Below are 22,074 nucleotides of genomic sequence, written 5' to 3'. Positions count from 1 at the left end.
TGGCATCGTGCGGGCAAACCCGTACAATGCCGGTCTGTATCGGAATGTCCGAAATAAAAGATCGTCCGAACGCGGCGCGAGCCTTCGGCAGCTCCTACGGATTTAGATTTCAATGTCAGAGTGTTAAAAGTAGTCTCTGTTGCGCTCGTTAACTTTGTTACCTGCCCGGAGTGGGCAGTTTTTTGTAGTCAATCAACAGTTGGACGCGCTACAAGCGCAGGAAAAGACGCGTTTTGAAGAAATCCACCGCAGCACCTAAAACAGTAGTTCCACTCTGGCGTCAGCATCTGCACTACCGGCTCAAGGAAGGTGCACTGATCGCCATCGGTGCCTTGTGCCTGTTCCTGATGATGGCCTTGCTGACCTATGGCAAGGACGATCCGGGCTGGAGTCATAACAGCAAAATCGACGATGTACAGAACTTCGGTGGGCCGGCCGGCTCCTACAGCGCCGATATCCTGTTCATGGTGCTGGGTTACTTCGCCTATATCTTCCCGCTGTTGCTGGCGATCAAGACTTACCAGATATTCCGCCAGCGCCACGAACCGTGGCAGTGGAGCGGCTGGCTGTTTTCCTGGCGCCTGATCGGCCTGGTGTTTCTGGTGCTGTCGGGCGCAGCCTTGGCGCATATCCATTTCCACGCCCCGACCGGTTTGCCGGCCGGCGCCGGCGGTGCATTGGGTGAAAGCCTGGGCGATCTGGCAAAGAACGCGCTGAATATCCAGGGCAGCACCCTGATGTTCATCGCGCTGTTTCTGTTCGGCCTGACCGTGTTCACCGACCTTTCATGGTTCAAGGTGATGGACGTCACCGGCAAGATCACCCTCGACCTGTTCGAACTGTTCCAGGGTGCTGCCAATCGCTGGTGGGCTGCGCGCACCGAACGCAAGCAACTGGTTGCACAATTGCGTGAAGTCGACGATCGGGTGCACGAAGTCGTGGCTCCGACCGTGACCGACAAGCGCGAGCAAGCCAAGGTTAAGGAGCGCTTGATCGAGCGTGAGCAAGCCCTGAGTAAGCACATGTCCGAGCGCGAGAAGCAGGTTCCGCCGGTGATTGCGCCAGCGCCACCGAAAGCTCCACCTCCAAGCAAGCGTGTCGAAAAAGAGAAGCAGGCGCCGCTGTTCGTTGACAGCGCGGTCGAAGGCACCTTGCCGCCGATCTCGATTCTCGACCCGGCAGAAAAGAAACAGCTCAACTATTCGCCTGAGTCGCTGGCTGCCGTTGGCCATTTGCTGGAAATCAAACTCAAGGAATTCGGCGTCGAAGTCTCGGTGGATTCGATTCACCCAGGCCCGGTGATTACCCGTTACGAAATTCAACCGGCGGCCGGGGTAAAAGTTAGCCGTATCTCCAACCTGGCCAAAGACCTTGCGCGTTCGCTGGCAGTGACCAGTGTGCGGGTGGTGGAAGTGATTCCCGGCAAGACCACGGTCGGCATCGAGATTCCCAACGAAGACCGGCAGATCGTGCGCTTCTCCGAAGTGCTGTCGACGCCGGAATATGATGACGCCAAGTCCCCGGTCACCCTGGCCCTGGGCCATGACATCGGCGGTAAGCCGATCATCGTCGACCTGGCAAAAATGCCTCACCTGCTGGTGGCCGGTACTACCGGTTCCGGTAAGTCGGTGGGCGTGAACGCGATGATTCTGTCGATTCTGTTCAAGTCGGGCCCGGAAGACGCCAAGCTGATCATGATCGACCCGAAAATGCTTGAACTGTCGATCTACGAAGGCATTCCGCACCTGCTGTGCCCGGTGGTCACCGACATGAAGGACGCCGCCAACGCGTTGCGCTGGAGCGTGGCCGAGATGGAGCGTCGCTACAAGCTGATGGCGAAGATGGGTGTGCGTAACCTGTCGGGTTTCAACCAGAAGGTCAGAGAGGCGCAGGAAGCCGGTACGCCGTTGACGGATCCTTTGTACAACCGCGAAAGCATTCACGACGAAGCTCCGCTGCTGACCAAGCTGCCAACCATCGTGGTGGTGGTCGACGAGTTTGCCGACATGATGATGATCGTCGGCAAGAAGGTTGAAGAACTGATCGCACGGATTGCCCAGAAAGCCCGTGCGGCGGGTATTCACTTGATCCTTGCGACCCAGCGACCGTCGGTGGATGTGATCACCGGTCTGATCAAGGCCAACATTCCGACCCGTATGGCGTTCCAGGTATCGAGCAAGATCGACTCGCGAACCATCATCGACCAGGGTGGTGCCGAGCAGTTGCTGGGTCACGGTGACATGCTCTATATGCCGCCGGGCACCAGTCTGCCGATTCGGGTTCACGGCGCGTTCGTTTCCGACGATGAAGTTCACCGGGTGGTTGAAGCCTGGAAACTGCGCGGTGCACCGGAGTACAACGACGACATCCTCAACGGTGTCGAAGAGGCGGGTAGCGGTTTTGAAGGCAGCAGCGGTGGCGGCGACGATGATGCTGAAACTGACGCGCTCTATGACGAAGCGGTGCAGTTCGTGCTGGAAAGCCGCCGCGCCTCGATCTCTGCGGTTCAGCGCAAGCTGAAGATCGGCTACAACCGCGCTGCGCGCATGATCGAAGCCATGGAAATGGCCGGGGTCGTGACCTCCATGAATACCAACGGCTCGCGCGAAGTGCTTGCACCAGGCCCGATGCGCGACTGACCGGTGCCGCGTGAAGTCACGCGGCACGCCATTCAAACGAATATCAAAGAGGACTCCCATGCGTCTTATCCGCATGTTGCTGCTGCCGGTACTGGCTTTAACCACGCTTTCGGCCCACGCCGATGACAAGGACGTGGCGCGTCTGACTCAGTTGCTCGAAAAGTCGCAGACCTTGACCGCACGTTTCTCTCAGCTGACCCTCGACGGCAGCGGTACTCAGTTGCAGGAAACCGCTGGCGAAATGTCCTTGCAGCGCCCGGGCCTGTTCTACTGGCACACCGATGCACCGCAAGAACAGCTTATGGTGTCGGATGGCAAGAAGGTTTCCTTGTGGGACCCGGACCTGCAACAGGTCACCATCAAGAACCTTGATCAGCGGCTGACCCAGACTCCAGCATTGTTGCTGTCCGGTGATGTGTCGAAAATCAGCCAGAGCTTCGCCATTACGTCCAAGGAAGCCGGCGGCGTGATCGACTTCACGCTCAAGCCCAAGACCAAGGACACGCTGTTCGACAGCCTGCGCCTGTCGTTCCGCAACGGTATGGTCAATGATATGCAGATGATCGACAGCGTCGGTCAGCGCACCAACATCCTGTTCACCGGGGTCAAGGCCAACGAGCCGATTCCGGCCTCCAAGTTCAAGTTCGACATCCCCAAGGGTGCCGATGTGATTCAAGAATAAAGAGCAGCAGTAACCCAGTGCTGGGCATTAGAAGGAAGGTGCAGCACACACACACACACACACAACCTGTGGCGAGGGAGCTTGCTCCCGCTGGACTGCGTAGCAGTCCCATTTTTAGGGCCGCTTCGCGCCCCAGCGGGAGCAAGCTCCCTCGCCACAGGGTATTCGCCAGACTTGAGAACTACGTAATAATCCGAGGTTTTAACCCTACGTGATGGACCTGTTTCGCAGTGCTCCGATAGCTCAGCCCTTGGCCGCCCGTTTACGGGCCGCCAACCTGGATGAGTACGTCGGTCAGGAACACCTGTTGGCCCGCGGCAAGCCGTTACGCGAGGCGCTGGAGCAGGGTGCCTTGCACTCGATGATTTTCTGGGGCCCGCCGGGCGTGGGTAAAACCACCCTGGCGCGTCTGCTCGCGGAAGTCTCGGATGCGCACTTTGAAACGGTCTCGGCGGTGCTGGCCGGGGTCAAGGAGATCCGCCAGGCGGTGGAAGTCGCCAAGCAGCAGGCCGGGCAATATGGCCGCCGAACCATTCTGTTCGTCGACGAAGTCCATCGCTTCAACAAGTCGCAACAAGATGCCTTTCTACCGTACGTCGAAGACGGCACGCTGATTTTCATTGGCGCGACCACCGAAAACCCGTCGTTTGAACTGAACAACGCGCTGCTGTCCCGTGCGCGCGTCTACGTGCTCAAGAGCCTCGACGAAACCGCATTGCACAAACTGGTGCAGCGGGCGTTGACCGAAGAGCGCGGCCTTGGCAAGCGTCAGCTGAGCCTCGGCGACGACGGCTTCAAGATGCTGCTCAGCGCTGCTGACGGTGACGGCCGGCGCCTGCTGAACTTGCTGGAGAACGCCTCCGACCTGGCGGAAGACGGCACGGAAATCGGCGTCGAGCTGCTGCAAAGCCTGCTCGGCGACACCCGGCGCCGTTTCGACAAGGGCGGCGAAGCGTTTTACGACCAGATCTCTGCGCTGCACAAATCGGTGCGCGGTTCCAACCCGGACGGCGCGCTGTACTGGTTCGCGCGCATGCTCGACGGTGGCTGCGATCCGTTGTACCTGGCCCGGCGCGTGGTGCGCATGGCCAGCGAAGACATCGGCAATGCCGACCCGCGTGCCTTGAGCCTGTGCCTGGCAGCGTGGGATGTGCAGGAGCGACTGGGCAGCCCCGAAGGTGAGTTGGCGGTCGCGCAGGCGATTACCTATCTGGCCTGTGCGCCGAAAAGCAATGCGGTTTATATGGGCTTCAAAGCCGCCATGCGCAGCGCTGCCGAGCATGGCTCGCTGGAAGTCCCGCTGCATTTGCGCAATGCCCCGACCAAGCTGATGAAGCAGCTCGGTTACGGCGACGAGTACCGTTATGCCCACGACGAACCGGACGCTTACGCGGCCGGCGAAGATTATTTCCCGGAGGAACTGGAGCCGCAGTCGTTCTATCGTCCGGTACCACGTGGCCTCGAATTGAAGATCGGCGAGAAGCTCAACCACCTTGCGCAGCTGGACCGTCTGAGCCCCAAACAGCGGAGAAAACCTTGATTCCCTTGATCGTTGCGGTCTCCGTCGGCGGTATTGCCGGCACATTACTGCGTTTCGCGACCGGCAACTGGATCAATGCAAATTGGCCACGGCACTTCTATACCGCTACGCTGGCCGTTAATATCATTGGCTGCCTGTTGATCGGCTTTTTGTACGGTCTGTTTATGTTGCGCCCGGAAGTGCCGATTGAGGTGCGTGCCGGGTTGATGGTGGGCTTCCTTGGCGGCCTGACGACTTTTTCATCCTTTTCACTGGATACGGTGCGCTTGCTCGAAAGCGGGCAAGTGCCGCTGGCCCTGGGCTATGCGGCGATCAGCGTATTCGGCGGGCTGCTCGCGACCTGGGCTGGCCTATCCTTGACCAAACTTTGATAAACGAGAGACCGACATGCTCGATTCCAAACTGTTACGTAGCAACCTTCAGGACGTAGCGGATCGCCTGGCATCCCGCGGCTTCAGCCTGGATGTTGCGCGCATCGAAGCGCTGGAAGAACAGCGCAAGACCGTCCAGACCCGCACCGAAGCACTGCAGGCTGAACGTAACGCGCGCTCAAAATCCATCGGTCAGGCCAAGCAGCGCGGCGAAGACATCGCGCCGTTGATGGCCGACGTCGAGCGCATGGCGAATGAGCTTGGTATCGGCAAAGTCGAACTGGACGAGATCCAGACTGAGCTGGACTCGATCCTGCTGAATATTCCTAACCTGCCGCACGAGTCGGTGCCGATTGGTTCCGACGAAGACGGCAATGTCGAAGTGCGCCGCTGGGGCACGCCGACCACCTTCGACTTCGAGATCAAGGATCACGTCGCGCTGGGCGAGAAGTTCGGCTGGCTGGACTTTGAAACCGCCGCCAAGTTGTCCGGTGCCCGTTTCTCCCTGCTGCGTGGGCCGATTGCCCGCCTGCACCGTGCCCTGGCGCAGTTCATGATCAACCTGCACACCACCGAGCATGGCTATGAAGAGGCTTACACGCCTTATCTGGTCCAGGCGCCGGCCTTGCAGGGCACCGGTCAGCTGCCGAAGTTCGAAGAGGACCTGTTCAAGATCAGCCGCGAAGGCGAAGCCGATCTGTACCTGATTCCGACCGCGGAAGTGTCGCTGACCAACATCGTGGCTGGCGAAATCGTCGACGCCAAACAACTGCCGATCAAATTCGTCGCTCACACTCCGTGCTTCCGTAGCGAAGCCGGTGCGTCGGGCCGTGACACCCGCGGGATGATTCGTCAGCACCAGTTCGACAAAGTCGAAATGGTCCAGATCGTCGAGCCGTCGACTTCGATGCAAGCGCTGGAAAGCCTGACCGCCAACGCCGAGAAAGTCCTGCAACTGCTGGAATTGCCATACCGCACCTTGGCGCTGTGCACCGGCGACATGGGTTTCAGCGCGGTCAAGACCTACGATCTGGAAGTGTGGGTCCCGAGCCAGGGCAAATACCGTGAAATTTCGTCGTGCTCCAACTGCGGCGATTTCCAGGCCCGTCGCATGCAAGCACGTTTCCGTAACCCGGAAACCGGCAAGCCTGAGCTGGTCCACACCCTGAACGGTTCCGGCCTGGCGGTCGGTCGTACGCTGGTGGCGGTGCTGGAGAACTATCAGCAGGCCGACGGTTCGATCCGCGTGCCTGCCGTGCTCAAGCCGTACATGGGCGGCCTTGAGGTCATCGGCTAAATGGAATTTCTGCCGCTGTTTCACAACCTGCGCGGCAGTCGTGTGTTGGTCGTCGGTGGAGGGGAGATTGCCTTGCGCAAATCCCGTCTGCTGGCCGATGCCGGCGCGCTGCTGCGGGTCGTTGCGCCTGAGATCGAAGCCCAGTTGCGTGAGCTGGTGCAGAACAGTGGCGGCGAGCTGGTGTTGCGCGGCTATTGTGAGTCGGACCTCGACGGTTGCGGGCTGATCATTGCCGCCACCGACGACGAACCGCTGAATGCACAAGTCTCCAAAGATGCTCATCGGCGCTGCGTGCCGGTCAATGTGGTAGACGCGCCGGCCTTGTGCAGCGTGATCTTCCCGGCGATTGTCGACCGTTCGCCGTTGGTGATTGCCGTGTCCAGCGGCGGCGATGCGCCGGTGCTGGCGCGGTTGATCCGCGCCAAGCTGGAAACCTGGATTCCCTCGACCTATGGCCAGTTGGCCGGGTTGGCGGCGCGTTTTCGCAATCAGGTCAAAGGTCTGTTCCCGGATGTGCAGCAACGTCGGGCGTTCTGGGAAGAGGTTTTCCAGGGGCCGATCGCGGATCGTCAACTGGCCGGGCAGGGCGCTGAAGCCGAGCGTTTGCTGTTGGCGAAAATCAACGGCCAATCCCCCAACGCTCCAGGTGAGGTGTATCTGGTCGGCGCAGGGCCGGGTGATCCGGATCTACTGACATTCCGCGCCTTGCGGCTGATGCAGCAAGCCGATGTGGTGCTGTATGACCGCCTGGTGGCACCGGCGATTCTTGAGCTGTGCCGTCGTGATGCCGAGCGGATTTATGTCGGTAAGCGACGTGCCGATCACGCGGTGCCTCAGGATCAGATCAACCAGCAATTGGTGGACCTGGCCAAGCAGGGCAAGCGTGTGGTACGGCTGAAGGGCGGTGATCCGTTCATCTTTGGCCGTGGTGGCGAAGAGATCGAAGAACTGGCGGCCCACGGCATTCCGTTCCAGGTCGTGCCGGGTATTACTGCTGCCAGCGGTTGCGCGGCCTACGCCGGGATTCCGCTGACCCACCGTGATTACGCGCAGTCAGTGCGCTTTATCACCGGTCACCTGAAGGATGGTACCTCGGATCTGCCGTGGGGCGATCTGGTCGCGCCAGCGCAAACCCTGGTGTTTTACATGGGGCTGGTGGGGCTGCCGATCATCTGCGAAGAATTGATCAGGCATGGTCGTTCAGCGGACACGCCGGCGGCGTTGATTCAGCAGGGCACGACCCCTAATCAGCGGGTTTTCACCGGCACGCTGGCCAACCTTCCACAGCTGGTGGCGGAGCATGAAGTGCATGCGCCGACATTGGTGATCGTGGGAGAAGTGGTGCAACTTCGCGAGAAACTCGCATGGTTTGAAGGCGCCCAGTCGCAAGTCTGAACACCGAGTTGCTGCCATCGCGAGCAGGCTCGCTCCCACAGGGGATTTGTGAACGACACAAATTAAATGTGGGAGCGAGCCTGCTCGCGATGGGTCCCTTGAAAAATCAGATTGAATTCAAGTCCTGCGCCAAACCCCTTTCCCGCTCAACCGCTCCCGATCATGGGCTACGGTGAAATTCTGCGCCGGTCCCTTCGGCACAATGCCGGTCGGATTGATCGTGCGGTGGCTCGCGTAGTAATGCCCCTTGATGTGGGCAAAGTCCACGGTGTCGCTGATCCCCGGCCACTGATACAGCTCACGTAGCCAGTTCGACAGGTTCGGGTAATCGGCGATCCGCCGCAGGTTGCACTTGAAGTGGCTGTAATACACCGCGTCGAAGCGAATCAGCGTGGTGAACAGGCGAATGTCCGCCTCGGTCAGGTATTCGCCCGCCAGATAGCGCTTCTCGCCCAAGCGGTTTTCCAGCCAGTCGAGTTCACTGAACAGCTCATCGAAAGCTTCTTCATAGGCGGTTTGTGAGGTGGCAAACCCGGCGCGATACACGCCGTTGTTCACCGCCGGATAAATCCGCGCATTCAGCTCATCGATTTCAGCGCGCAAGGGTGGTGGGTAGAAGTCCAGGCCGTTGCCGGTCAGACCGTCGAACGCGCTGTTGAACATACGGATGATTTCCGCCGATTCGTTGCTGACGATGCGCTTTTGCAGGTTATCCCACAGTACCGGCACTGTTACGCGACCGGTGTAGTTGGCGGTATCGGCGGTGTAGCGCTGGTGCATAAACGTGAGGTGGTCGAGTTTGTCGCCCGTGGAGCCGAAGGCCTTGTCGAAGGTCCAGCCGTTTTCCAGCATCAGCCAACTGACCACTGACACATCGATCAGGCTTTCCAGGCCTTTGAGCTTACGCAGAATCAGCGTGCGGTGCGCCCAGGGACAGGCGAGCGAGACATAGAGGTGATAGCGACCCGCTTGTGCAGGGAAGCCGCCTTCGCCGCTGGGGCCGGGTTTGCCGTCGGCGGTCAGCCAGTTACGGCGCTGCGCTTGTTCGCGCTGGAACGCGCCGTCCTTGCTGCTTTCGTACCACTGATCACGCCAGTGCCCTTCAATCAGCAAACCCATCTTGAACTCCAAAGTCGTTAAACGTTGGAGTTGAGTCTATTCCTATACCTTCGAACAAAAAGCGCAAAGGTTGGGCGTTAATGATCGATTAAATAGATTTGTCGCGAGCATCCCAGAACTGCTGGGCCTTGACGAAGGCTTCATCACGCGGCGTACCGAGGCCGCGCAAGGCCAGGGCCATGGTCGAAATCAGCGCCAATTGCGGGTAGCTGTCGACCACGTCGCCGCGCCATACGGCTTTCAAGTGTTCCGGGTCGAGGCTCGCCGGTTTGACGTGGCGTTGCGCCGACAGCTGCGGCCATTCCTCGTCCCAGCTCTCACCGCCGGTGGTGCCGTACAGATGACTGATGGTGTCCGGGTTGATCTCGATCTCGCCGCCATCGCCCTTGATCACGATCGCATTATCGCCCAGCAAGCCGCTGGCGTCGCGGTGTACGCCCTGATAGCCGGGGTGGAAGATGCTTTGCAAGCCGCAGCGCGCGCCCAGCGGATTGAGAATCCGCGCCAGCGAGTGGATTGGCGAGCGCAGGCCGAGGGTGTTGCGCAGATCAATCATCCGTTGCAGTTGCGGCGCCCAGTCGCCTAGCGGGATGAACGCCAGGTTGCCTTGATCCAGCGCCTCACCCACTTGTTGCCAGTTACGGCACAGCGGGATCTGCAATTGCTCGAGCAGTTGCTCGCTGTACAGCCGCCCGGCGGTATGCGCGCCACCACCGTGCATGAGGATTCGCACGCCGTTTTGCGCCAGGCACTTGGCCGCCAGCAGATACCACGGCAGGTGGCGTTTCTTGCCGGCGTAGGTCGGCCAGTCCAGATCGACACCCAGGGCTGGCGCGTTCAACCGCTCGCGTAAGGCTTCGGTGAAACCTGCCAGCTCTTCCGGGCTTTCTTCCTTGTGCCGCAACAGCATCAGGAAGGCGCCGAGTTGAGTGTCCTCGACCTTATCGTCGAGCAGCATACCCATGGACTCGCGGGCCTCTTCGCGGGTCAGGCTGCGAGCGCCGCGTTTGCCTTTGCCGAGAATCCGCACGAACTGCGCGAAAGGGTGTTCGGCAGGTGTTTCAGTGATCAGTGGGGCGAAATCGGTCATAGACAATTCGTCGGTTTGGGCAGGCCCGCCAGCTTGGCGGCAAGTTTGGCGGGAGTGCCTTTGAACAATCGGTTCAGGTGCAGGCTGTTGCCCTTGTCCGGGCCCAGCTTCAGCGCGGTGTATTTGATCAACGGGCGAGTGGCCGGCGACAGCTGGAACTCCTGATAAAACCCACGCAGCAGCTCAAGGATTTCCCAGTGTTCGGGGCTCAGCTCAAGTTCTTCGGCGGCGGCCAGGGCAGCGGCGACTTCGGCGGACCAGTCACCGAGATCAACCAGGTAACCGTCCTTGTCTAGATCGATGCGACGAGCGCCTACGGTGAGCGAATTCATAACCAGCTGTTGACCTTGTCATAGTGAATCGACAGTTCGACAAAGGCCGGATAATCGATGCTTTTGACCCAGTCGGGCACGTGTACACCGCGAGCCTGGATGTCTTCGTCGAGGACGAACAGACGCAAGGTTTCGCTTTGCGCTTGCAGCGCGCTGAGTGGCGCTGTGCCGAGTTGCAAGGCGTAGACCGCATCGCCACTGAGCAGAACGGCATCGCTCGCACCCAGCACGCGCAGGCAGCTGGTCAGCCGGTTATCGGTAAACGGCGAGTGAGACAACACATGCAAAGTCGACATCAGAGGGTGATCACTTGGTCATAACGGTCAATAACGGCCGAGATCTGTTCAGCGGCCAGTACGTGCAACGGTTCGAGGCTCAAGGCCATCGGCATCAATCCGCGTGCGGTTGCACTCTCGCCACACACGTACAGGTCTTCAATACCAAACAACCCAAGCGCCTGCAGGTTGGCGCTGAGGTCTTTTTGTTGCACGGCTTTGGCGTTCTGCCCGGTGGCGAGCTGGAACACGCCGTCATCGAGAAACAGCAGGCCGATCGGCAAATCGAAGGCGCCGCCGGCGAGTACGATATCCAGCGCTTCACGGGCGCTTGGGCCAGACCAGGGGGCCTGCCGGCTGATAATCAGCAAGGATTTAGGCATGTTTCATGGCCCTCCAAAACAGATCAGGCGATCGGCGTCTTGCACCGCATCGTGCAACTGCCCGAGCCCGGACAATTCCCACGGTGCGCTGACATTGATTGCCGTGCGCTGATAACGCCTGGCTTCTGCTTCATCCAGCACACCACGACGCAAGGCTGCAGCAATACACACTACGCCGTCGAGTTGGTGCTCGCAGACGAAGTTGCGCCATTGCAGCGCCAGGTCCTGCTCATCCTGTGGCGTAACGACGTTGCTCGACGCGTTGTAAACGCCGTCCTGATAGAAAAACAGTCGCACGATCTCGTGCCCACCGGCTAGCGCTGCCTGAGCAAACAGCAGGGCGCGGCGCGAGGAGGGCGCATGTGCGGCGGAAAACAGCGCGATGGCGAACTTCATGGTGAACTCTGACAACAAATCTGCGGCCATGATAAAGCTTTATCGCCGGTGCGGCGAAGGGCTATTCAGCGCGGCATATAGCCCATCTGCCAGCGCCGTGGAATCTTCAGTGAAATAGCGCCGAGCACGCCGGCCAGCAGGCCGCTGGCATACAGGGCTTGCAGGCCGAGATGGTGTTCGAGCACTGCGCCCAGGACGGCGCCGGCAAACATGCCGGTCCACGGGATCAGTTGCACCCGCCAGCCATTGCGGCGTTCGCCGAGCAACCAGCGTCCCAGACCGCGCCCAAAGCGTGACAGGGCACCGGTGACGTAGGTCAACCCGACCGGAAAGCCGTTGACCTGTTCGACGGCGGCGTTGAGCATCCCCATGGCGATGATCGCTGCCAGCAACGCCGGAAATTTAGCCTCGAATGGCCATGCAGCGGCGCCGCACAACAGGGCCGCGACGCACAACATCAAGGGCAGGGCGCGTCGGCCGCTGAATCGGCTGACCACAATGCCCAAGGCGTTGCCGACGACAAACATGGCGACCAGCACCAGCAACCGCAAGGTCATGCCCAGATCTCCGCCGCTGATCGCTACCGCCAGGCGGGTGGTGTTGCCGCTCATGAAGGAGACGAAGTCGCCGGTGGCCATGAAGCCAATAGCGTCGGTCATGCCGGCCAGCACGGACAGGCTCGCCACCAGCAGCATGCCGATCCGGCCGCGCCATTTTTGCACGTGCAACAGGCCCGGTGTATGGGCGCGATTAGGTGAAGACGGCAGCATTCGTCAGCTCTCGAGACCCTGCAGTTTGCGATATTCCTTCCAGTCCATGCCGGCCATTTGCGCCACTTCCTTGTGAACCTCCAGCCGTTGGGCTTCATAGTCCTCAACAGTGGTCACGGTCAATTGCAACGTCAATTCCCAGGCAAACAGGCCCAGGCGCTCGGCCTCTGCCTCGTAGGCTTCGTGCAGCCGTTCGTTGCGATACTGCGCCATGGTTTCGCCTTTGGCCTGGGCGGCCAGAGGGTTCAGGTGATCGAGTTCTTCGCGTAACGCCGGTCGTGCATTGAGAAATCGTTGCAACGCCAGTTCGTGCTGCGAGTCGATGGGGGCCATGGACCGTCCTTGTCAAAGGAAAAGTATGCGCGTCTTGAGGGCGTTTGCCTTGACGCGGGTCAGGAGGTCTTTTTCTTGTTGGCTTTGGCCTCGGCGGCCAGGCACTCAAGTGCAAACTGCTCGGTGTAGGTCATCTGGATCGGCGTGGTTTCACCTTTGACGGTTCTTTCGCCATCGAGGATGTAGCGAATGCGCTTGTCGGTCACGCCAATGCGTTTGGCGATCCACGACGGAGTCTGACCGATCTGGCTGATCAGCTTGTCGGCGTAGTCGGTGGAAGGTTTGTAGAACTCGGCATTGGGGGTCATGGGCTTTCCAGAAGAAGTTGCTCGGCGCGACGCGCCAATTATGGCGCGACAGGGTGCGCGAATCGGCGCGGGCTGTCGCTATCTATATAAAGTAATGCAGAGCGGCGCCATGAGGAAGAACCTTGCCTGGCGCTTCGGAGTAGCCGCTTGCGGTGATACAGTCAGCGTTTTGCGAATAAGGAAACACAATGCGTATTTTGATGGTGGCGCTGGCTGGCGTGTTGCTGGCGGGTTGCGCGGGATCGACGATGAAAGAAGCGCGCTCCCAGAGCCCCTACAAGACGCTCGCCTCGAACAAGCCTGATCTGGTCGTCGCCCAGTGCGTGCAGTTTGCCTGGCAAGACGAGGCGGTGTTCGGTGTCGACGCCAGTGGTTACCTGCAACCCGGCGAAACCGGCGGGTTCACCGTTTACACCCGTTCGGCCGAGGCCTTCATTGACGTGCAAGGCGGCGCATTGAAGTACTACGCCACTCAGGACAACTGGGTTGCCAAGCGCCGACTGGCAGCACTGGCAACCTGTTTGTGAGTCAGTGAGCGTCAGGTCCCTGTAGGGCGCAACTGTCTTGATGTGAATCGTTCTGATTGCAGGGTTGTGTTGTAGTACTTTTGCCAGTCTAAACGTAGGAATTCATACATTTAACTGTATGGATAACCAGTATTTGTTGGGTTCGGTTCAAAAGCGCGATTGAAACGCGAAAAAAGCGGCCATGGACTTCACCTGTCATTCGGTTAGGTTGAAAGCGTTCCTCAGGAAGGAACGTTCTTAATCAACGGAGTGAAAAAATGAACAAGCCACAAACACAAGCGCAACTCAAACATGGTCGTGTCACTATCCCTGCCAGCCGCGGCTCTGTCGCTATGGAGGTCGGTCTCCTGGAAGGGTGGGAGGTCAACGAAATGGAAGGCGGAAAGAATTTCCCGTCACTGACTGCCGGGCCTTTCCCCGCACCGTATCAGACGGACAGCGACAGCGTCGCACCACCGGCTGATGGTTTTATCCTCAGCGGTGGCAAGGCTGATGCTCGTGATTGCATCAACTTCACCAACGAAGAAATGAGCAAAAAGCTCAATCGTCCATTCACCTGGCCACTGCTGAACGTGAACCCGGGCCAGGCCTTTCATGTCACCTGGCAGTACACTGCGCCTCATACCACCCGCGGCTACAGCTGGTTCATCACCAAGGATGGCTGGGACCCGAAACAGCGCATCAGCCGTGCGCAACTCGAGGCCAAACCGTTCGCGGAAGACTTCTACACCCAAGTGCCTTATTACGCGCACAGCAGCGAACTCAAAGCCAAAGTCGAACATGAAGTGAAGTTGCCAGCAGGCAAGAAAGGCCATCACGTCATCGTGCTGCTGTGGATTGTCGCCAACACCGGCAACGCCTTCTATCAAGCCTTCGATGTGGACTTCAAGTAAGGCCTGGCTCGTGGAGTGATACCCAACAGGTTCTAAAGGATTAGAGCCGAAAGCCCGGCAGCGATGCCGGGCTTTTTTAGTTTTTCACGGAGCCCTGGGGGGCCAAAAAAAAGTAAAAAAAAGCCCGCGGGAGGGTGCGGGCCGAAAGTTTCTTGAATGAGCGGCCGGGAATATAAGCGCTAAGGGCTGAAATCACCGTGAAAGATGTTTCATATCTGCGCGTCGGACCGTTCGACCGTTCAACCTATTGAGCCCACAGAATGCCAAGCCGGGTGTAAGTTAGGTTCGGACTTGTCTGTACTCGAATGGAGGTGACTATGAGTGCCCCGATGCTTAGCAAAATGCAGATGAACGGTTATCAAGTGGTCAGCGTCAACAGCGGTCTCTGGAAGGTCTGTACCCGTAACGACCGGCTCGGATCCTTTGGCAGTCGAGAAGAAGCGCTGGCCTATGCCGCGTCATTGCCCGCCCGTGCACCCAGAGCGAAAGCCGTTTCCAATACACAGTGAGGCGATCATCTGGATGAGTGTGTCGGTCTTTCTTCCAGTTGCGTAAACGAAAAAGAGCCCGCTTATGGCGGGCTCTTTCGTCAGGAGTTATCAGTCGACTCAGGTTTGCGTCGATCCTTGCCGGCAGGATTGCCGGTGTTCAGAAGCCTTCTCTCCACCATCACATTTTCAAGTGCCTGGCGGTCTGAAGGTTGCAGCTGATGTTCCCTCTCTTTGAGCTCAAGCAGAATCGGGCTGGACCAAGTGCGATAGGTCCGCTCGGCCATTCGAATCGGGTTCATTTTCGTCTCCCAGACCAAGTGCTCGCTAACAGCGCGACGCGTTTCCATACCGCGAAAATCCTAGTTGAGAAACCCGGGTGGCGCCACCCGATCAGCCATTGCTTTTGTGATCGCCACTGATGATCTTGCCGACCGGCGTGATGAGATCAGGTCTCTGGTTCTTCACGTTGCCTATCGCCATATCCACCTTGAACCACTCGAAGGTTTCGGCAGACTCGCCCTGGTACAATACCATCTGCTCGGCACTCTCCTTGGGCATCGCCAGGTTGAGCCACTCTCGGGCCAACTCCGGCGACAGCACCACCGGTCGCCGATCATGTAGATCGACCAGGCCACCAACACTGTCGGCGGTGAAAATCACAAAACCATCGTCCTTCTTCGGTTCCCTGCCACCCGCAGGGTACTGACCAATGGCTGCGCAGAGTATGGGAGCCCGATCGCGGCGCCGGATCAGGTAAGGCTGTTTATTCGGGCCACCTTCATAAGCCCATTCGAACCAGTTATCGATGGGCACGATGGCGCGGTGCGGCCAGATCGCCCGGAAGAACGAACCGTGTGCGACTTTCTCGACCCGGGTATTGATGGGCACGGAGTTGTCTTTCGACCAGGCCGGTCGCCATCCCCAGCGTACCCGGTCAGCGTGCAGGGTTTCGCCTTCGAGGTGAAAGAGTGCGACCTGAGTCGATGGCGCGACGTTGTACAGACCCAGAGGCTGGTCGCCCACAGTATTGACCAGGGCATTGGGCATGCTCAGCGCCGCGACGAAGTCGTGGATGCCTCGGTACTGCGAAAGTCTTCCACACATTGGAAAATCCTCCGGTGGAGCTTTCAGCTTAGCCGAGTCGCGCCCAGGGTGGAGGCGCCGCGAGCGGATCTATTGTCTGAAGGACGGGCAGATCGCAGGAGGTATGGGCCAGCAAACCTGCAATGGCCCCGGTCAGCAGGTTCTCCAGCAGTTCGTTGCGTTCCCGATCCTCCAGCGGGTGCAGCGCCAGCCAGCTGGGTGCGCTGTTGAGCATGCTGGCAATGGTGTGTCCGGCAGCCAGTAACCCTTGTTCACTGAATCGGGGCGATGGGCAGAGGATCATCAGCAATTGCCGTTCGTAATGCTCCTGCAACTGCCGAACACGCGCCTGTTGATCCTCGTTCAGGCAACCGCTGTCGCGCTCTACCAGGCGAAAGTGCCAGGGCATTTCCCGATGCAGGCTCAGGTGTGCATGGATAACGTTGTGCAGGCTGCCGCGCAGGTCTCGCGGCTGTCGCTCGATGCGTCCGAGGGTTGCCAGCAGCTCCTCATAAAATTCTTCGATGAGGTCGAGCAGCAAGTGCTGCTTGCTCGGGTAATGATGATACAGCGAGCCTGGGGCGAGCCCCAGGAACGCTGCCAGCTCACGCATGCCGACCTGGCCAAAACCCTTGCTGGCGAACAGCTCCAGGGCCTTGTCCCGGCTCTCGGCGAAGCGTGAGCAACGCTCAGCCATAGGTATGGAAACCGCGGCCGGTCTTGCGCCCCAGGTAACCCGCGGCGACCATTTCCTTGAGCAGCGGAGCGGGGCGGTACTTGCTGTCGTTGAAGCCGTCGTAGAAGGCCTGCATGATCGCCAGCAACGTATCCAGGCCAATCAGGTCGGCCAGCGCCAGCGGACCTATCGGCTGGTTGCAGCCCAGACGCATGCCTGCATCGATGTCTTCGGCGCTGGCCAGGCCTTCCTGAAACACCAGGATCGCTTCGTTGATCATCGGCACCAGAATCCGGTTCACCACAAAGCCCGGACGGTTACCGGCGGTGATCGCGGTCTTGCCCAGGCGTTGCGCCAGTTCCAGGGCCAGGGTGTGCGTGGCGTCGCTGGTTTGCAGGCCGCGAATCACTTCGATCAACCCCATGACCGGCACCGGATTGAAGAAGTGCAGGCCGATGAAACGGGCCGGCGAACTGACGCTGGCGGCGAGCTCGGTGATCGACAGCGATGAGGTGTTGGAAGCAATCACGCAGTCGGCGCTGACCTGAGCGGCGATCTGTTGCAGCACCCGCAGTTTCAGTTCGAGGTTTTCAGTCGCGGCCTCGATCACCAACTGCACGTTGCGCAGGGTGGCGTAGTCGGTGCTGGTGCTGATCTTGTCCAATGCCGCGAGCTTTTGCTCCTCGGTCAGCGACGCCTTGGCGACCTGCCGGTCGAGGTTCTTGCCCACGGTCGCCAGCGCTTTTTGCAGGGCGCTGTCGGAGATGTCCAGCAAGGTCACGTTGAAACCGGCCAATGCGCAGATTTGTGCAATGCCGTTGCCCATGGTGCCGGCGCCGATGACGCCAATGTTCTGCAGATTCATCTTCATGTCCTTCTGGTCAAACCCGTTCGAACAACACGGCAATGCCTTGGCCGCCGCCAATGCACATGGTCGCCAGGGCATAACATCCCTGAATCCGATGCAGTTCGTGAATGGCCTTGGTCGCGATGATTGCGCCGGTGGCGCCGACAGGATGACCCAGGGAGATGCCCGAACCGTTCGGGTTGACCTTCTCGGGATCGAAGCCCAGTTCTTGCGCCACAGCACAGGCCTGGGCCGCGAAGGCTTCGTTGGACTCGATGACATCAAGGTCGGCAACGGTCAGGCCCGCCCGCTTGAGCACCAGGCGGGTGGCGGGAATCGGACCCAGGCCCATCATTGAAGGCTCAACGCCGGCGTGGGCATACCCCACCAGCCGGGCCATCGGCTTGAGGCCTTGTTCCTGCACGAGTTGCCCGGTGGCCATGATCAGCGCGCCAGCGCCATCATTGAGGCCAGAGGCGTTGCCGGCGGTGACGCTGCCGTCTTTTTTGAACGCGGGTTTCATGCCGCTCAATTGCTCGAAGCTGACCTCTGCCCGTACATGCTCATCCGTCGCAAACGAAACCGTGCCTTTGCGGCTCGCCACTTCTATCGGCACGATCTGCCCGGCAAAACGCCCTTCGGCAATCGCCCGGGCGGCACGTTGCTGGCTGAGCAGCGCCAGTTGATCCTGGGTCTGACGGGAGATGCCGTAGTGTTCGGCGATGTTTTCTGCGGTGATGCCCATGTGGAAGCCGGCAAACGGGTCTTGCAGCACGCCGAGCATGTAGTCGATGCCCTGAATGTCACCCATTCGTGCACCCCAGCGTGCCTGTGGCAACAAGTAGGCACCACGGCTCATGGACTCGACACCACCGGCCAGCACGGCAGATGCATCCCCGAGCATCAGACTTTGTGCCGCACTGACAATCGCCTGCAGACCCGAACCGCAGAGGCGGTTGACGTTGAAGGCCGGGGTTTCTTTCGGCAGGCCGGCATTCATCGCCACGGCCCGTGAAATGTAGGCGTCGCGCGCCTCCGTCGGGATCACATGCCCCATCACCGCATGACCGATGTGTTCGGGCGCCAGACCAGATCGTTCAATGGCTGCGCGGCATACGTCGGTTGCCAACTGAATAGGCGGCACATCCTTGAGTGAACCGCCAAAACTGCCGATGGCAGAACGGACCGCGCTCACAACAAAAATATCGGAAGGGTTCATGTGGGTTTCCTGAAAGAGGTCTTTTTTGTTGGGTACGAGTCTAGAATCAGCAACGCCGCAGGCCTATGCCAGAACTGTTCAACGGTGATGGCGTTTTTTGCCACTTTCAGATGCTGAGGAGAGAGACGAGCACATGCGGGAAACGGATTCGGTGGCGGTCTATTTCATGTATCCAATGATCCATGCCCTGCGTGAAAATCCGCAGCGTCTGCGGTCGGTACTTGAGCAGGTGGGAATCGATCCGGCACTGATGGATCAGCCTACGGCACGGGTGCCGGCCACTGCTTTTGCGGCGTTATGGCTGGTGCAGATTAGTGAGTTGAACGACGAGTTCTTTCAGCTGGACTCCCATGGCATGCCGCCGGGTAGTTTCGCCTTGATCTGTCGGGCATTGATTCAGGAGTTGACGTTGGAAAAAGCCATGCGTCAGTGCCTGGCCAATTTCGGCCTGTTCCTGCGAGACTTTCGCGGCACGTTAACGGTGCGTGGCAAGCGTGCAGTCATCAGCTTGCAGACTCAGGCGCAAAACAGCGACGTCGCGCATTTCGGTGAAGAGACGTTCCTGGTGTTGATGATCAGTCTGCTGTGCTGGCTGGGCGGGCGGCGCATTCCCATCGATCGTGCGGACTTTCGTCATGAGCGGTTGTCGCTCAATGATGATTCAATGCTCTGGGGTGCCAACCTGACCTTTGGCGCCGAGCGCACCGAGATCGAGTTCGACAGCCGTTATCTGCAATTGCCGGTGGTTCAGGACCTTGCTTCACTCAAGGCATTTTTGCGCAGTGCGCCGCAGTGGCTGGTGATTCGTTTCCGTAACCAGCATGGCCTGGCATCGCAGGTTCATCAGCGTTTGCGCAACAGCCATTACAGCCAATGGCCGACCCTGGAGGCGTTCGCGATCGAACAGCATTTGAGCCCCAGCACCGTTCGCCGAAAACTGGAGCGCGAAGGCTGTTCATTCCAGGAGATCAAGGACGAAGTGCGTCGTGGTGTTGCCTTTGAACAGCTGCGCCAGAGCCAATCGAGCATCACCGCGATTGCCGAGCAGATCGGTTTTCAGGAGCCCAGTGCCTTCCATCGGGCGTTCAAGAAGTGGACCGGTGAGAGTCCGGGGCGTTACCGGGCGAGGTTCCAGAGCAAGCGCCTCGATAGCTGATGTGTACCTGGCCAGCACGCCACTCATCGAGTGGCGTTTTTGTTGGCGCATGGCCGGTCGAGCGCAACGAAAAGACCGGTATCAGTGTGCTTGCTGGTCTGCTTCGCAATTGACCATCCATGGCACCCCGAAACGGTCAACCAGCATACCGAAGCGTGCGGCCCAGAACGTTGCCTCCAACGGCATTTGAATGGTGCCCTGGTCCGCCAGTGCGGTAAAAATTCGCTCGGCTTCAGCGATGCTGGTGACATTCAGCGAAACAGAGCAACCGCTGATGCCGTGGTAGGGCCGCTCAGGCGTGGTGTCGGACCCCATGAGGACCTGGTCGCCGACAACCAGCCGAGTATGGATGATTCGGTCATGGCAACTCGCCGGCATTTGATCGCGAGCCGGCGATTCACCGAAGGTCATCATCATTTCAAGGGTGCCTTGCAGGCATTGCGCGTAGAACGTGAAGGCTGCTTTGCAATCACCGTTGAAGATCAGGTAGGGATTGATTTTCATCGTCAGCTCCAGGAATGCAGAGGGAGAAGGCACTATTTGTTCCGGCATGCCCGCGTGGGTAAAACCATGGGAAAGACGTTCAGCTATCGAGTAGCAGGGTGCTAATTATGGCTGACAGGTGTCGTTTTTTTAGATGATTTTGTTTGCTGCGTGCGAGCGTTATGACTGGAGGACAAAAGATTGCAGGGGGCATTGCGCCCCCTGGTATTGAGGTCACGCTACATCAAGTTGCTTTGCGGCAATCCCAGCAGGCCGGTCAGCGTATTGAGGATGGTTTGCTGTCGGGCGCGGTTTGCCTGGTGCTCGGCTTCTGCGGCGGCGACATCGGCAGCGCAGTGAGGGCAGGTCACTTCGTGTGCGTGGATGTACTGCAAGCAGCCACGACACAGTGCCAGTTGCGGCGGAATACGTCCTTCGTCAGGCGATTTCTGGCCCTGGTTCGCCCAGGCCAGTTTGATCACCTGGCCGCTGTCGCTGACGCTGTTGACCTTCTCGCCGGTGTCTATGCGTTCGGTAATCAGGTCAAAACGTCCGACGGCGAAGGAGGTCTTTGCTGCGTCTTCGAGTTTGACAATTCGTTCGCGCAGTCCCTTTTTCTGCAGGTCCAGCGCGCGGTAGTGACAGTAGGGGTTGTTGCCGGGTTTGCCGAGCAAGGAGTGTGAGGTCCAGGTACAGCCGCCACGGCAGACATCGTTGTAATAGCAGCTTCGGCAGTAGCCCCATAGATCATCGACACCGCGCAGGCGGCCAAAGTGCATGCCTTCGCTGTAGTGCCAGATATCGTGCAGGCTCATGTTGCGCACGTTGCCGCCGGAAAAGCCCACCGTTGCCAATGAAGGGCAACCTTTGACGGTGCCATCGGCTTCGAGTGCCAGCACGGTTTGCCCGGCCGCGCAGCCGCTCCAGTGCACGCGCTCGTCACCGAAGCCACGCCACATGTGTTCATAAGGGCCGTAGTAACCAATATTGTTGCCCACGTTCATCAGCAGGCCGCGATCAACGCCCTCGCGGTAAAGGCGTGCCAGCAACGGCATCACTTCAAGCAGTTGATAGGGCTGCAACAACAGCTCCGGATGATCGACGGCATTGCCCATGGCGACCGTCAGCTGGATCTGCCAGTGGGTGGCGCCGAGTTCGATGATCAAGTCCATCAGTTCGGGCAGATCGGGCAGGGTGGCCGCGCCGATCTGGGTGTTGACGCTCACTGCAAGCCCCGACTGTTTGGCGCGTCGCAGGGTATCGATAGCCTTGTCGAACGAGCCCGGGACATTGCGCACAGCGTCATGCAGCGGGGCCAGTCCATCCAGCGAAACACCGACGCCATTGAGCCCGGCATCCACTGCGGCCTGCATTTTTGCCGGCGTCAGGTTGCGTCCACCGGTTTGTATCGCGCAGTACATGCCGTGATCGTGGATAGCCTGGATCAGTTGAGTCCAGTCCTTGCGCAAATAGGCTTCACCGCCGATCAAGGTGATTTCACGGGTGCCGAGTGCCGCCAGGGAATCGATGACATCCAGGCATTCCCGGGTGTTCAATTCATCGGGGCGTCGATGGCCTGCGCGTGAGCCGCAATGCAGGCATTTGAGATCGCAGGCCAGGGTGATTTCCCAGACCACATGGACCGGCACGTAGCGTTTGAGGTCGGTTTCACTGAGGTAGCGGGCGGGGCGATTGTCTGACATGGAAAATCCTTGCGCACAGACACGTACGCGGCACGAATCCATCGAAGTGTTCGCGCCTTCCTTAGC

General features: G+C 59.3%; 26 protein-coding genes. 10 read left to right on the top strand and 16 right to left on the bottom strand.

What is annotated here, in order from left to right:
* Nucleotides 1-233 precede the first annotated feature (233 nt).
* The 6 genes from ftsK (at nucleotide 234) to cysG (ending at nucleotide 7,924) form a co-directional block, all read left to right on the top strand.
* Nucleotides 234-2,639, top strand: a complete 2,406-nt coding sequence (ftsK, locus tag BK658_RS18915; protein ID WP_103316443.1) for a DNA translocase FtsK — start codon at nucleotides 234-236, stop codon at nucleotides 2,637-2,639.
* 58 nt (nucleotides 2,640-2,697) lie between these two features.
* Nucleotides 2,698-3,321: an outer membrane lipoprotein periplasmic chaperone LolA gene (lolA, locus tag BK658_RS18910; RefSeq protein WP_019689841.1), complete on the top strand. Its 624-nt coding sequence runs from the start codon at nucleotides 2,698-2,700 to the stop codon at nucleotides 3,319-3,321.
* A 214-nt stretch (nucleotides 3,322-3,535) separates the two neighbouring features.
* A complete protein-coding gene (locus tag BK658_RS18905; protein ID WP_020723510.1) occupies nucleotides 3,536-4,861 on the top strand; it encodes a replication-associated recombination protein A in 1,326 nt (441 codons plus the stop codon).
* Entirely contained in the window at nucleotides 4,858-5,232 is a 375-nt protein-coding gene (crcB, locus tag BK658_RS18900; RefSeq protein ID WP_054597839.1) for a fluoride efflux transporter CrcB, read from the top strand. Before BK658_RS18905 ends, crcB begins: the two co-directional genes overlap by 4 nt.
* Before the next feature lie 16 nt (nucleotides 5,233-5,248).
* Nucleotides 5,249-6,529 (top strand): serine--tRNA ligase, encoded by a 1,281-nt coding sequence (serS, locus tag BK658_RS18895; RefSeq protein ID WP_123583602.1) that lies wholly within the window; start codon nucleotides 5,249-5,251, stop codon nucleotides 6,527-6,529.
* Complete coding sequence (gene cysG, locus BK658_RS18890) at nucleotides 6,530-7,924, top strand: siroheme synthase CysG (protein ID WP_123583601.1); 1,395 nt, start codon at nucleotides 6,530-6,532, stop codon at nucleotides 7,922-7,924.
* 117 nt (nucleotides 7,925-8,041) lie between these two features.
* Here cysG and BK658_RS18885 read toward each other — a convergent pair whose 3' ends face one another.
* The 9 genes from BK658_RS18885 to BK658_RS18845 all read right to left on the bottom strand — a co-directional run bounded on the left by BK658_RS18885 (nucleotide 8,042) and on the right by BK658_RS18845 (nucleotide 12,930).
* Complete coding sequence (locus tag BK658_RS18885; protein WP_123583600.1) at nucleotides 8,042-9,043, bottom strand: glutathione S-transferase family protein; 1,002 nt, start codon at nucleotides 9,041-9,043, stop codon at nucleotides 8,042-8,044.
* Nucleotides 9,044-9,131: 88 nt separating this feature from the next.
* Nucleotides 9,132-10,133 carry a glycosyl transferase family protein gene (locus tag BK658_RS18880; protein ID WP_123583599.1) on the bottom strand — a complete coding sequence of 334 codons (1,002 nt, stop codon included), beginning with the start codon at nucleotides 10,131-10,133 and terminating at the stop codon, nucleotides 9,132-9,134.
* The gene (locus BK658_RS18875; protein ID WP_123583598.1) at nucleotides 10,130-10,465 is read right to left on the bottom strand and encodes a TusE/DsrC/DsvC family sulfur relay protein; all 336 of its coding nucleotides are present in this window, start codon (nucleotides 10,463-10,465) and stop codon (nucleotides 10,130-10,132) included. The genes BK658_RS18880 and BK658_RS18875 overlap by 4 nt, the downstream gene beginning before the upstream one ends.
* A complete protein-coding gene (tusB, locus tag BK658_RS18870) occupies nucleotides 10,462-10,761 on the bottom strand; it encodes a sulfurtransferase complex subunit TusB (protein WP_123583597.1) in 300 nt (99 codons plus the stop codon). The genes BK658_RS18875 and tusB overlap by 4 nt, the downstream gene beginning before the upstream one ends.
* On the bottom strand, nucleotides 10,761-11,123 hold the full coding sequence (tusC, locus tag BK658_RS18865) for a sulfurtransferase complex subunit TusC (protein WP_123583596.1): 363 nt from the start codon (nucleotides 11,121-11,123) through the stop codon (nucleotides 10,761-10,763). The genes tusB and tusC overlap by 1 nt, the downstream gene beginning before the upstream one ends.
* Nucleotides 11,124-11,126: 3 nt before the next feature.
* Complete coding sequence (tusD, locus tag BK658_RS18860) at nucleotides 11,127-11,519, bottom strand: sulfurtransferase complex subunit TusD (protein WP_123583788.1); 393 nt, start codon at nucleotides 11,517-11,519, stop codon at nucleotides 11,127-11,129.
* Nucleotides 11,520-11,584: 65 nt separating this feature from the next.
* The gene (locus BK658_RS18855; RefSeq protein WP_123583595.1) at nucleotides 11,585-12,289 is read right to left on the bottom strand and encodes a YoaK family protein; all 705 of its coding nucleotides are present in this window, start codon (nucleotides 12,287-12,289) and stop codon (nucleotides 11,585-11,587) included.
* A 3-nt stretch (nucleotides 12,290-12,292) separates the two neighbouring features.
* Complete coding sequence (locus BK658_RS18850; RefSeq protein WP_123583594.1) at nucleotides 12,293-12,622, bottom strand: DUF6388 family protein; 330 nt, start codon at nucleotides 12,620-12,622, stop codon at nucleotides 12,293-12,295.
* 59 nt (nucleotides 12,623-12,681) lie between these two features.
* Entirely contained in the window at nucleotides 12,682-12,930 is a 249-nt protein-coding gene (locus tag BK658_RS18845; RefSeq protein ID WP_019689854.1) for a hypothetical protein, read from the bottom strand.
* Between the two features lie 188 nt (nucleotides 12,931-13,118).
* Here BK658_RS18845 and BK658_RS18840 point away from each other — a divergent pair, with 188 nt between their 5' ends.
* The 3 genes from BK658_RS18840 to BK658_RS18830 all read left to right on the top strand — a co-directional run bounded on the left by BK658_RS18840 (nucleotide 13,119) and on the right by BK658_RS18830 (nucleotide 14,859).
* On the top strand, nucleotides 13,119-13,457 hold the full coding sequence (locus BK658_RS18840) for a hypothetical protein (protein ID WP_123583593.1): 339 nt from the start codon (nucleotides 13,119-13,121) through the stop codon (nucleotides 13,455-13,457).
* Nucleotides 13,458-13,714: 257 nt separating this feature from the next.
* The gene (locus tag BK658_RS18835; protein ID WP_123583592.1) at nucleotides 13,715-14,350 is read left to right on the top strand and encodes a lytic polysaccharide monooxygenase auxiliary activity family 9 protein; all 636 of its coding nucleotides are present in this window, start codon (nucleotides 13,715-13,717) and stop codon (nucleotides 14,348-14,350) included.
* Between the two features lie 317 nt (nucleotides 14,351-14,667).
* Nucleotides 14,668-14,859, top strand: a complete 192-nt coding sequence (locus BK658_RS18830; protein ID WP_123583591.1) for a DUF2188 domain-containing protein — start codon at nucleotides 14,668-14,670, stop codon at nucleotides 14,857-14,859.
* Between the two features lie 80 nt (nucleotides 14,860-14,939).
* On the opposite strand, the gene BK658_RS18825 is transcribed toward BK658_RS18830, so the two are convergent.
* The 5 genes from BK658_RS18825 to BK658_RS18805 form a co-directional block, all read right to left on the bottom strand.
* Entirely contained in the window at nucleotides 14,940-15,140 is a 201-nt protein-coding gene (locus BK658_RS18825) for a hypothetical protein (RefSeq protein WP_123583787.1), read from the bottom strand.
* A 91-nt stretch (nucleotides 15,141-15,231) separates the two neighbouring features.
* Nucleotides 15,232-15,945, bottom strand: a complete 714-nt coding sequence (locus tag BK658_RS18820) for an SOS response-associated peptidase family protein (RefSeq protein ID WP_123583590.1) — start codon at nucleotides 15,943-15,945, stop codon at nucleotides 15,232-15,234.
* Between the two features lie 28 nt (nucleotides 15,946-15,973).
* On the bottom strand, nucleotides 15,974-16,627 hold the full coding sequence (locus BK658_RS18815) for a TetR/AcrR family transcriptional regulator (RefSeq protein WP_185019864.1): 654 nt from the start codon (nucleotides 16,625-16,627) through the stop codon (nucleotides 15,974-15,976).
* Nucleotides 16,614-17,465 (bottom strand): 3-hydroxybutyryl-CoA dehydrogenase, encoded by an 852-nt coding sequence (locus BK658_RS18810; RefSeq protein WP_123583588.1) that lies wholly within the window; start codon nucleotides 17,463-17,465, stop codon nucleotides 16,614-16,616. The genes BK658_RS18815 and BK658_RS18810 overlap by 14 nt, the downstream gene beginning before the upstream one ends.
* 16 nt (nucleotides 17,466-17,481) lie before the next feature.
* On the bottom strand, nucleotides 17,482-18,666 hold the full coding sequence (locus BK658_RS18805) for an acetyl-CoA C-acyltransferase family protein (protein WP_123583587.1): 1,185 nt from the start codon (nucleotides 18,664-18,666) through the stop codon (nucleotides 17,482-17,484).
* 133 nt (nucleotides 18,667-18,799) lie between these two features.
* Here BK658_RS18805 and BK658_RS18800 point away from each other — a divergent pair, with 133 nt between their 5' ends.
* A complete protein-coding gene (locus BK658_RS18800) occupies nucleotides 18,800-19,822 on the top strand; it encodes an AraC family transcriptional regulator (protein ID WP_123583586.1) in 1,023 nt (340 codons plus the stop codon).
* An 81-nt stretch (nucleotides 19,823-19,903) separates the two neighbouring features.
* On the opposite strand, the gene BK658_RS18795 is transcribed toward BK658_RS18800, so the two are convergent.
* Complete coding sequence (locus BK658_RS18795; RefSeq protein ID WP_123583585.1) at nucleotides 19,904-20,326, bottom strand: VOC family protein; 423 nt, start codon at nucleotides 20,324-20,326, stop codon at nucleotides 19,904-19,906.
* Between the two features lie 218 nt (nucleotides 20,327-20,544).
* Nucleotides 20,545-22,008 carry a GDL motif peptide-associated radical SAM/SPASM maturase gene (locus BK658_RS18790; protein ID WP_123583584.1) on the bottom strand — a complete coding sequence of 488 codons (1,464 nt, stop codon included), beginning with the start codon at nucleotides 22,006-22,008 and terminating at the stop codon, nucleotides 20,545-20,547.
* Nucleotides 22,009-22,074 lie beyond the last annotated feature (66 nt).

Origin of the sequence: Pseudomonas brassicacearum (genome assembly GCF_003732175.1) — a bacterium.
GTDB classification, from domain to species: Bacteria; Pseudomonadota; Gammaproteobacteria; order Pseudomonadales; family Pseudomonadaceae; genus Aquipseudomonas; species Aquipseudomonas brassicacearum_G.
Note: the sequence above shows the minus strand (reverse complement) of the source record. Positions and strands in the feature narration are given on the sequence as shown.

Coding starts and splice junctions, on each gene's coding strand:
- lolA (WP_019689841.1), top strand. CDS start 2,698: ATGCGTCTTATCCGCATGTTGCTGCTGCCGGTACTGGCTTTAACCACG.
- BK658_RS18905 (WP_020723510.1), top strand. CDS start 3,536: ATGGACCTGTTTCGCAGTGCTCCGATAGCTCAGCCCTTGGCCGCCCGT.
- serS (WP_123583602.1), top strand. CDS start 5,249: ATGCTCGATTCCAAACTGTTACGTAGCAACCTTCAGGACGTAGCGGAT.
- cysG (WP_123583601.1), top strand. CDS start 6,530: ATGGAATTTCTGCCGCTGTTTCACAACCTGCGCGGCAGTCGTGTGTTG.
- BK658_RS18885 (WP_123583600.1), bottom strand. CDS start 9,043: ATGGGTTTGCTGATTGAAGGGCACTGGCGTGATCAGTGGTACGAAAGC.
- BK658_RS18880 (WP_123583599.1), bottom strand. CDS start 10,133: ATGACCGATTTCGCCCCACTGATCACTGAAACACCTGCCGAACACCCT.
- BK658_RS18875 (WP_123583598.1), bottom strand. CDS start 10,465: ATGAATTCGCTCACCGTAGGCGCTCGTCGCATCGATCTAGACAAGGAC.
- tusB (WP_123583597.1), bottom strand. CDS start 10,761: ATGTCGACTTTGCATGTGTTGTCTCACTCGCCGTTTACCGATAACCGG.
- tusC (WP_123583596.1), bottom strand. CDS start 11,123: ATGCCTAAATCCTTGCTGATTATCAGCCGGCAGGCCCCCTGGTCTGGC.
- tusD (WP_123583788.1), bottom strand. CDS start 11,519: ATGAAGTTCGCCATCGCGCTGTTTTCCGCCGCACATGCGCCCTCCTCG.
- BK658_RS18855 (WP_123583595.1), bottom strand. CDS start 12,289: ATGCTGCCGTCTTCACCTAATCGCGCCCATACACCGGGCCTGTTGCAC.
- BK658_RS18850 (WP_123583594.1), bottom strand. CDS start 12,622: ATGGCCCCCATCGACTCGCAGCACGAACTGGCGTTGCAACGATTTCTC.
- BK658_RS18845 (WP_019689854.1), bottom strand. CDS start 12,930: ATGACCCCCAATGCCGAGTTCTACAAACCTTCCACCGACTACGCCGAC.
- BK658_RS18840 (WP_123583593.1), top strand. CDS start 13,119: ATGCGTATTTTGATGGTGGCGCTGGCTGGCGTGTTGCTGGCGGGTTGC.
- BK658_RS18835 (WP_123583592.1), top strand. CDS start 13,715: ATGAACAAGCCACAAACACAAGCGCAACTCAAACATGGTCGTGTCACT.
- BK658_RS18830 (WP_123583591.1), top strand. CDS start 14,668: ATGAGTGCCCCGATGCTTAGCAAAATGCAGATGAACGGTTATCAAGTG.
- BK658_RS18825 (WP_123583787.1), bottom strand. CDS start 15,140: ATGAACCCGATTCGAATGGCCGAGCGGACCTATCGCACTTGGTCCAGC.
- BK658_RS18820 (WP_123583590.1), bottom strand. CDS start 15,945: ATGTGTGGAAGACTTTCGCAGTACCGAGGCATCCACGACTTCGTCGCG.
- BK658_RS18810 (WP_123583588.1), bottom strand. CDS start 17,465: ATGAATCTGCAGAACATTGGCGTCATCGGCGCCGGCACCATGGGCAAC.
- BK658_RS18805 (WP_123583587.1), bottom strand. CDS start 18,666: ATGAACCCTTCCGATATTTTTGTTGTGAGCGCGGTCCGTTCTGCCATC.
- BK658_RS18800 (WP_123583586.1), top strand. CDS start 18,800: ATGCGGGAAACGGATTCGGTGGCGGTCTATTTCATGTATCCAATGATC.
- BK658_RS18795 (WP_123583585.1), bottom strand. CDS start 20,326: ATGAAAATCAATCCCTACCTGATCTTCAACGGTGATTGCAAAGCAGCC.
- BK658_RS18790 (WP_123583584.1), bottom strand. CDS start 22,008: ATGTCAGACAATCGCCCCGCCCGCTACCTCAGTGAAACCGACCTCAAA.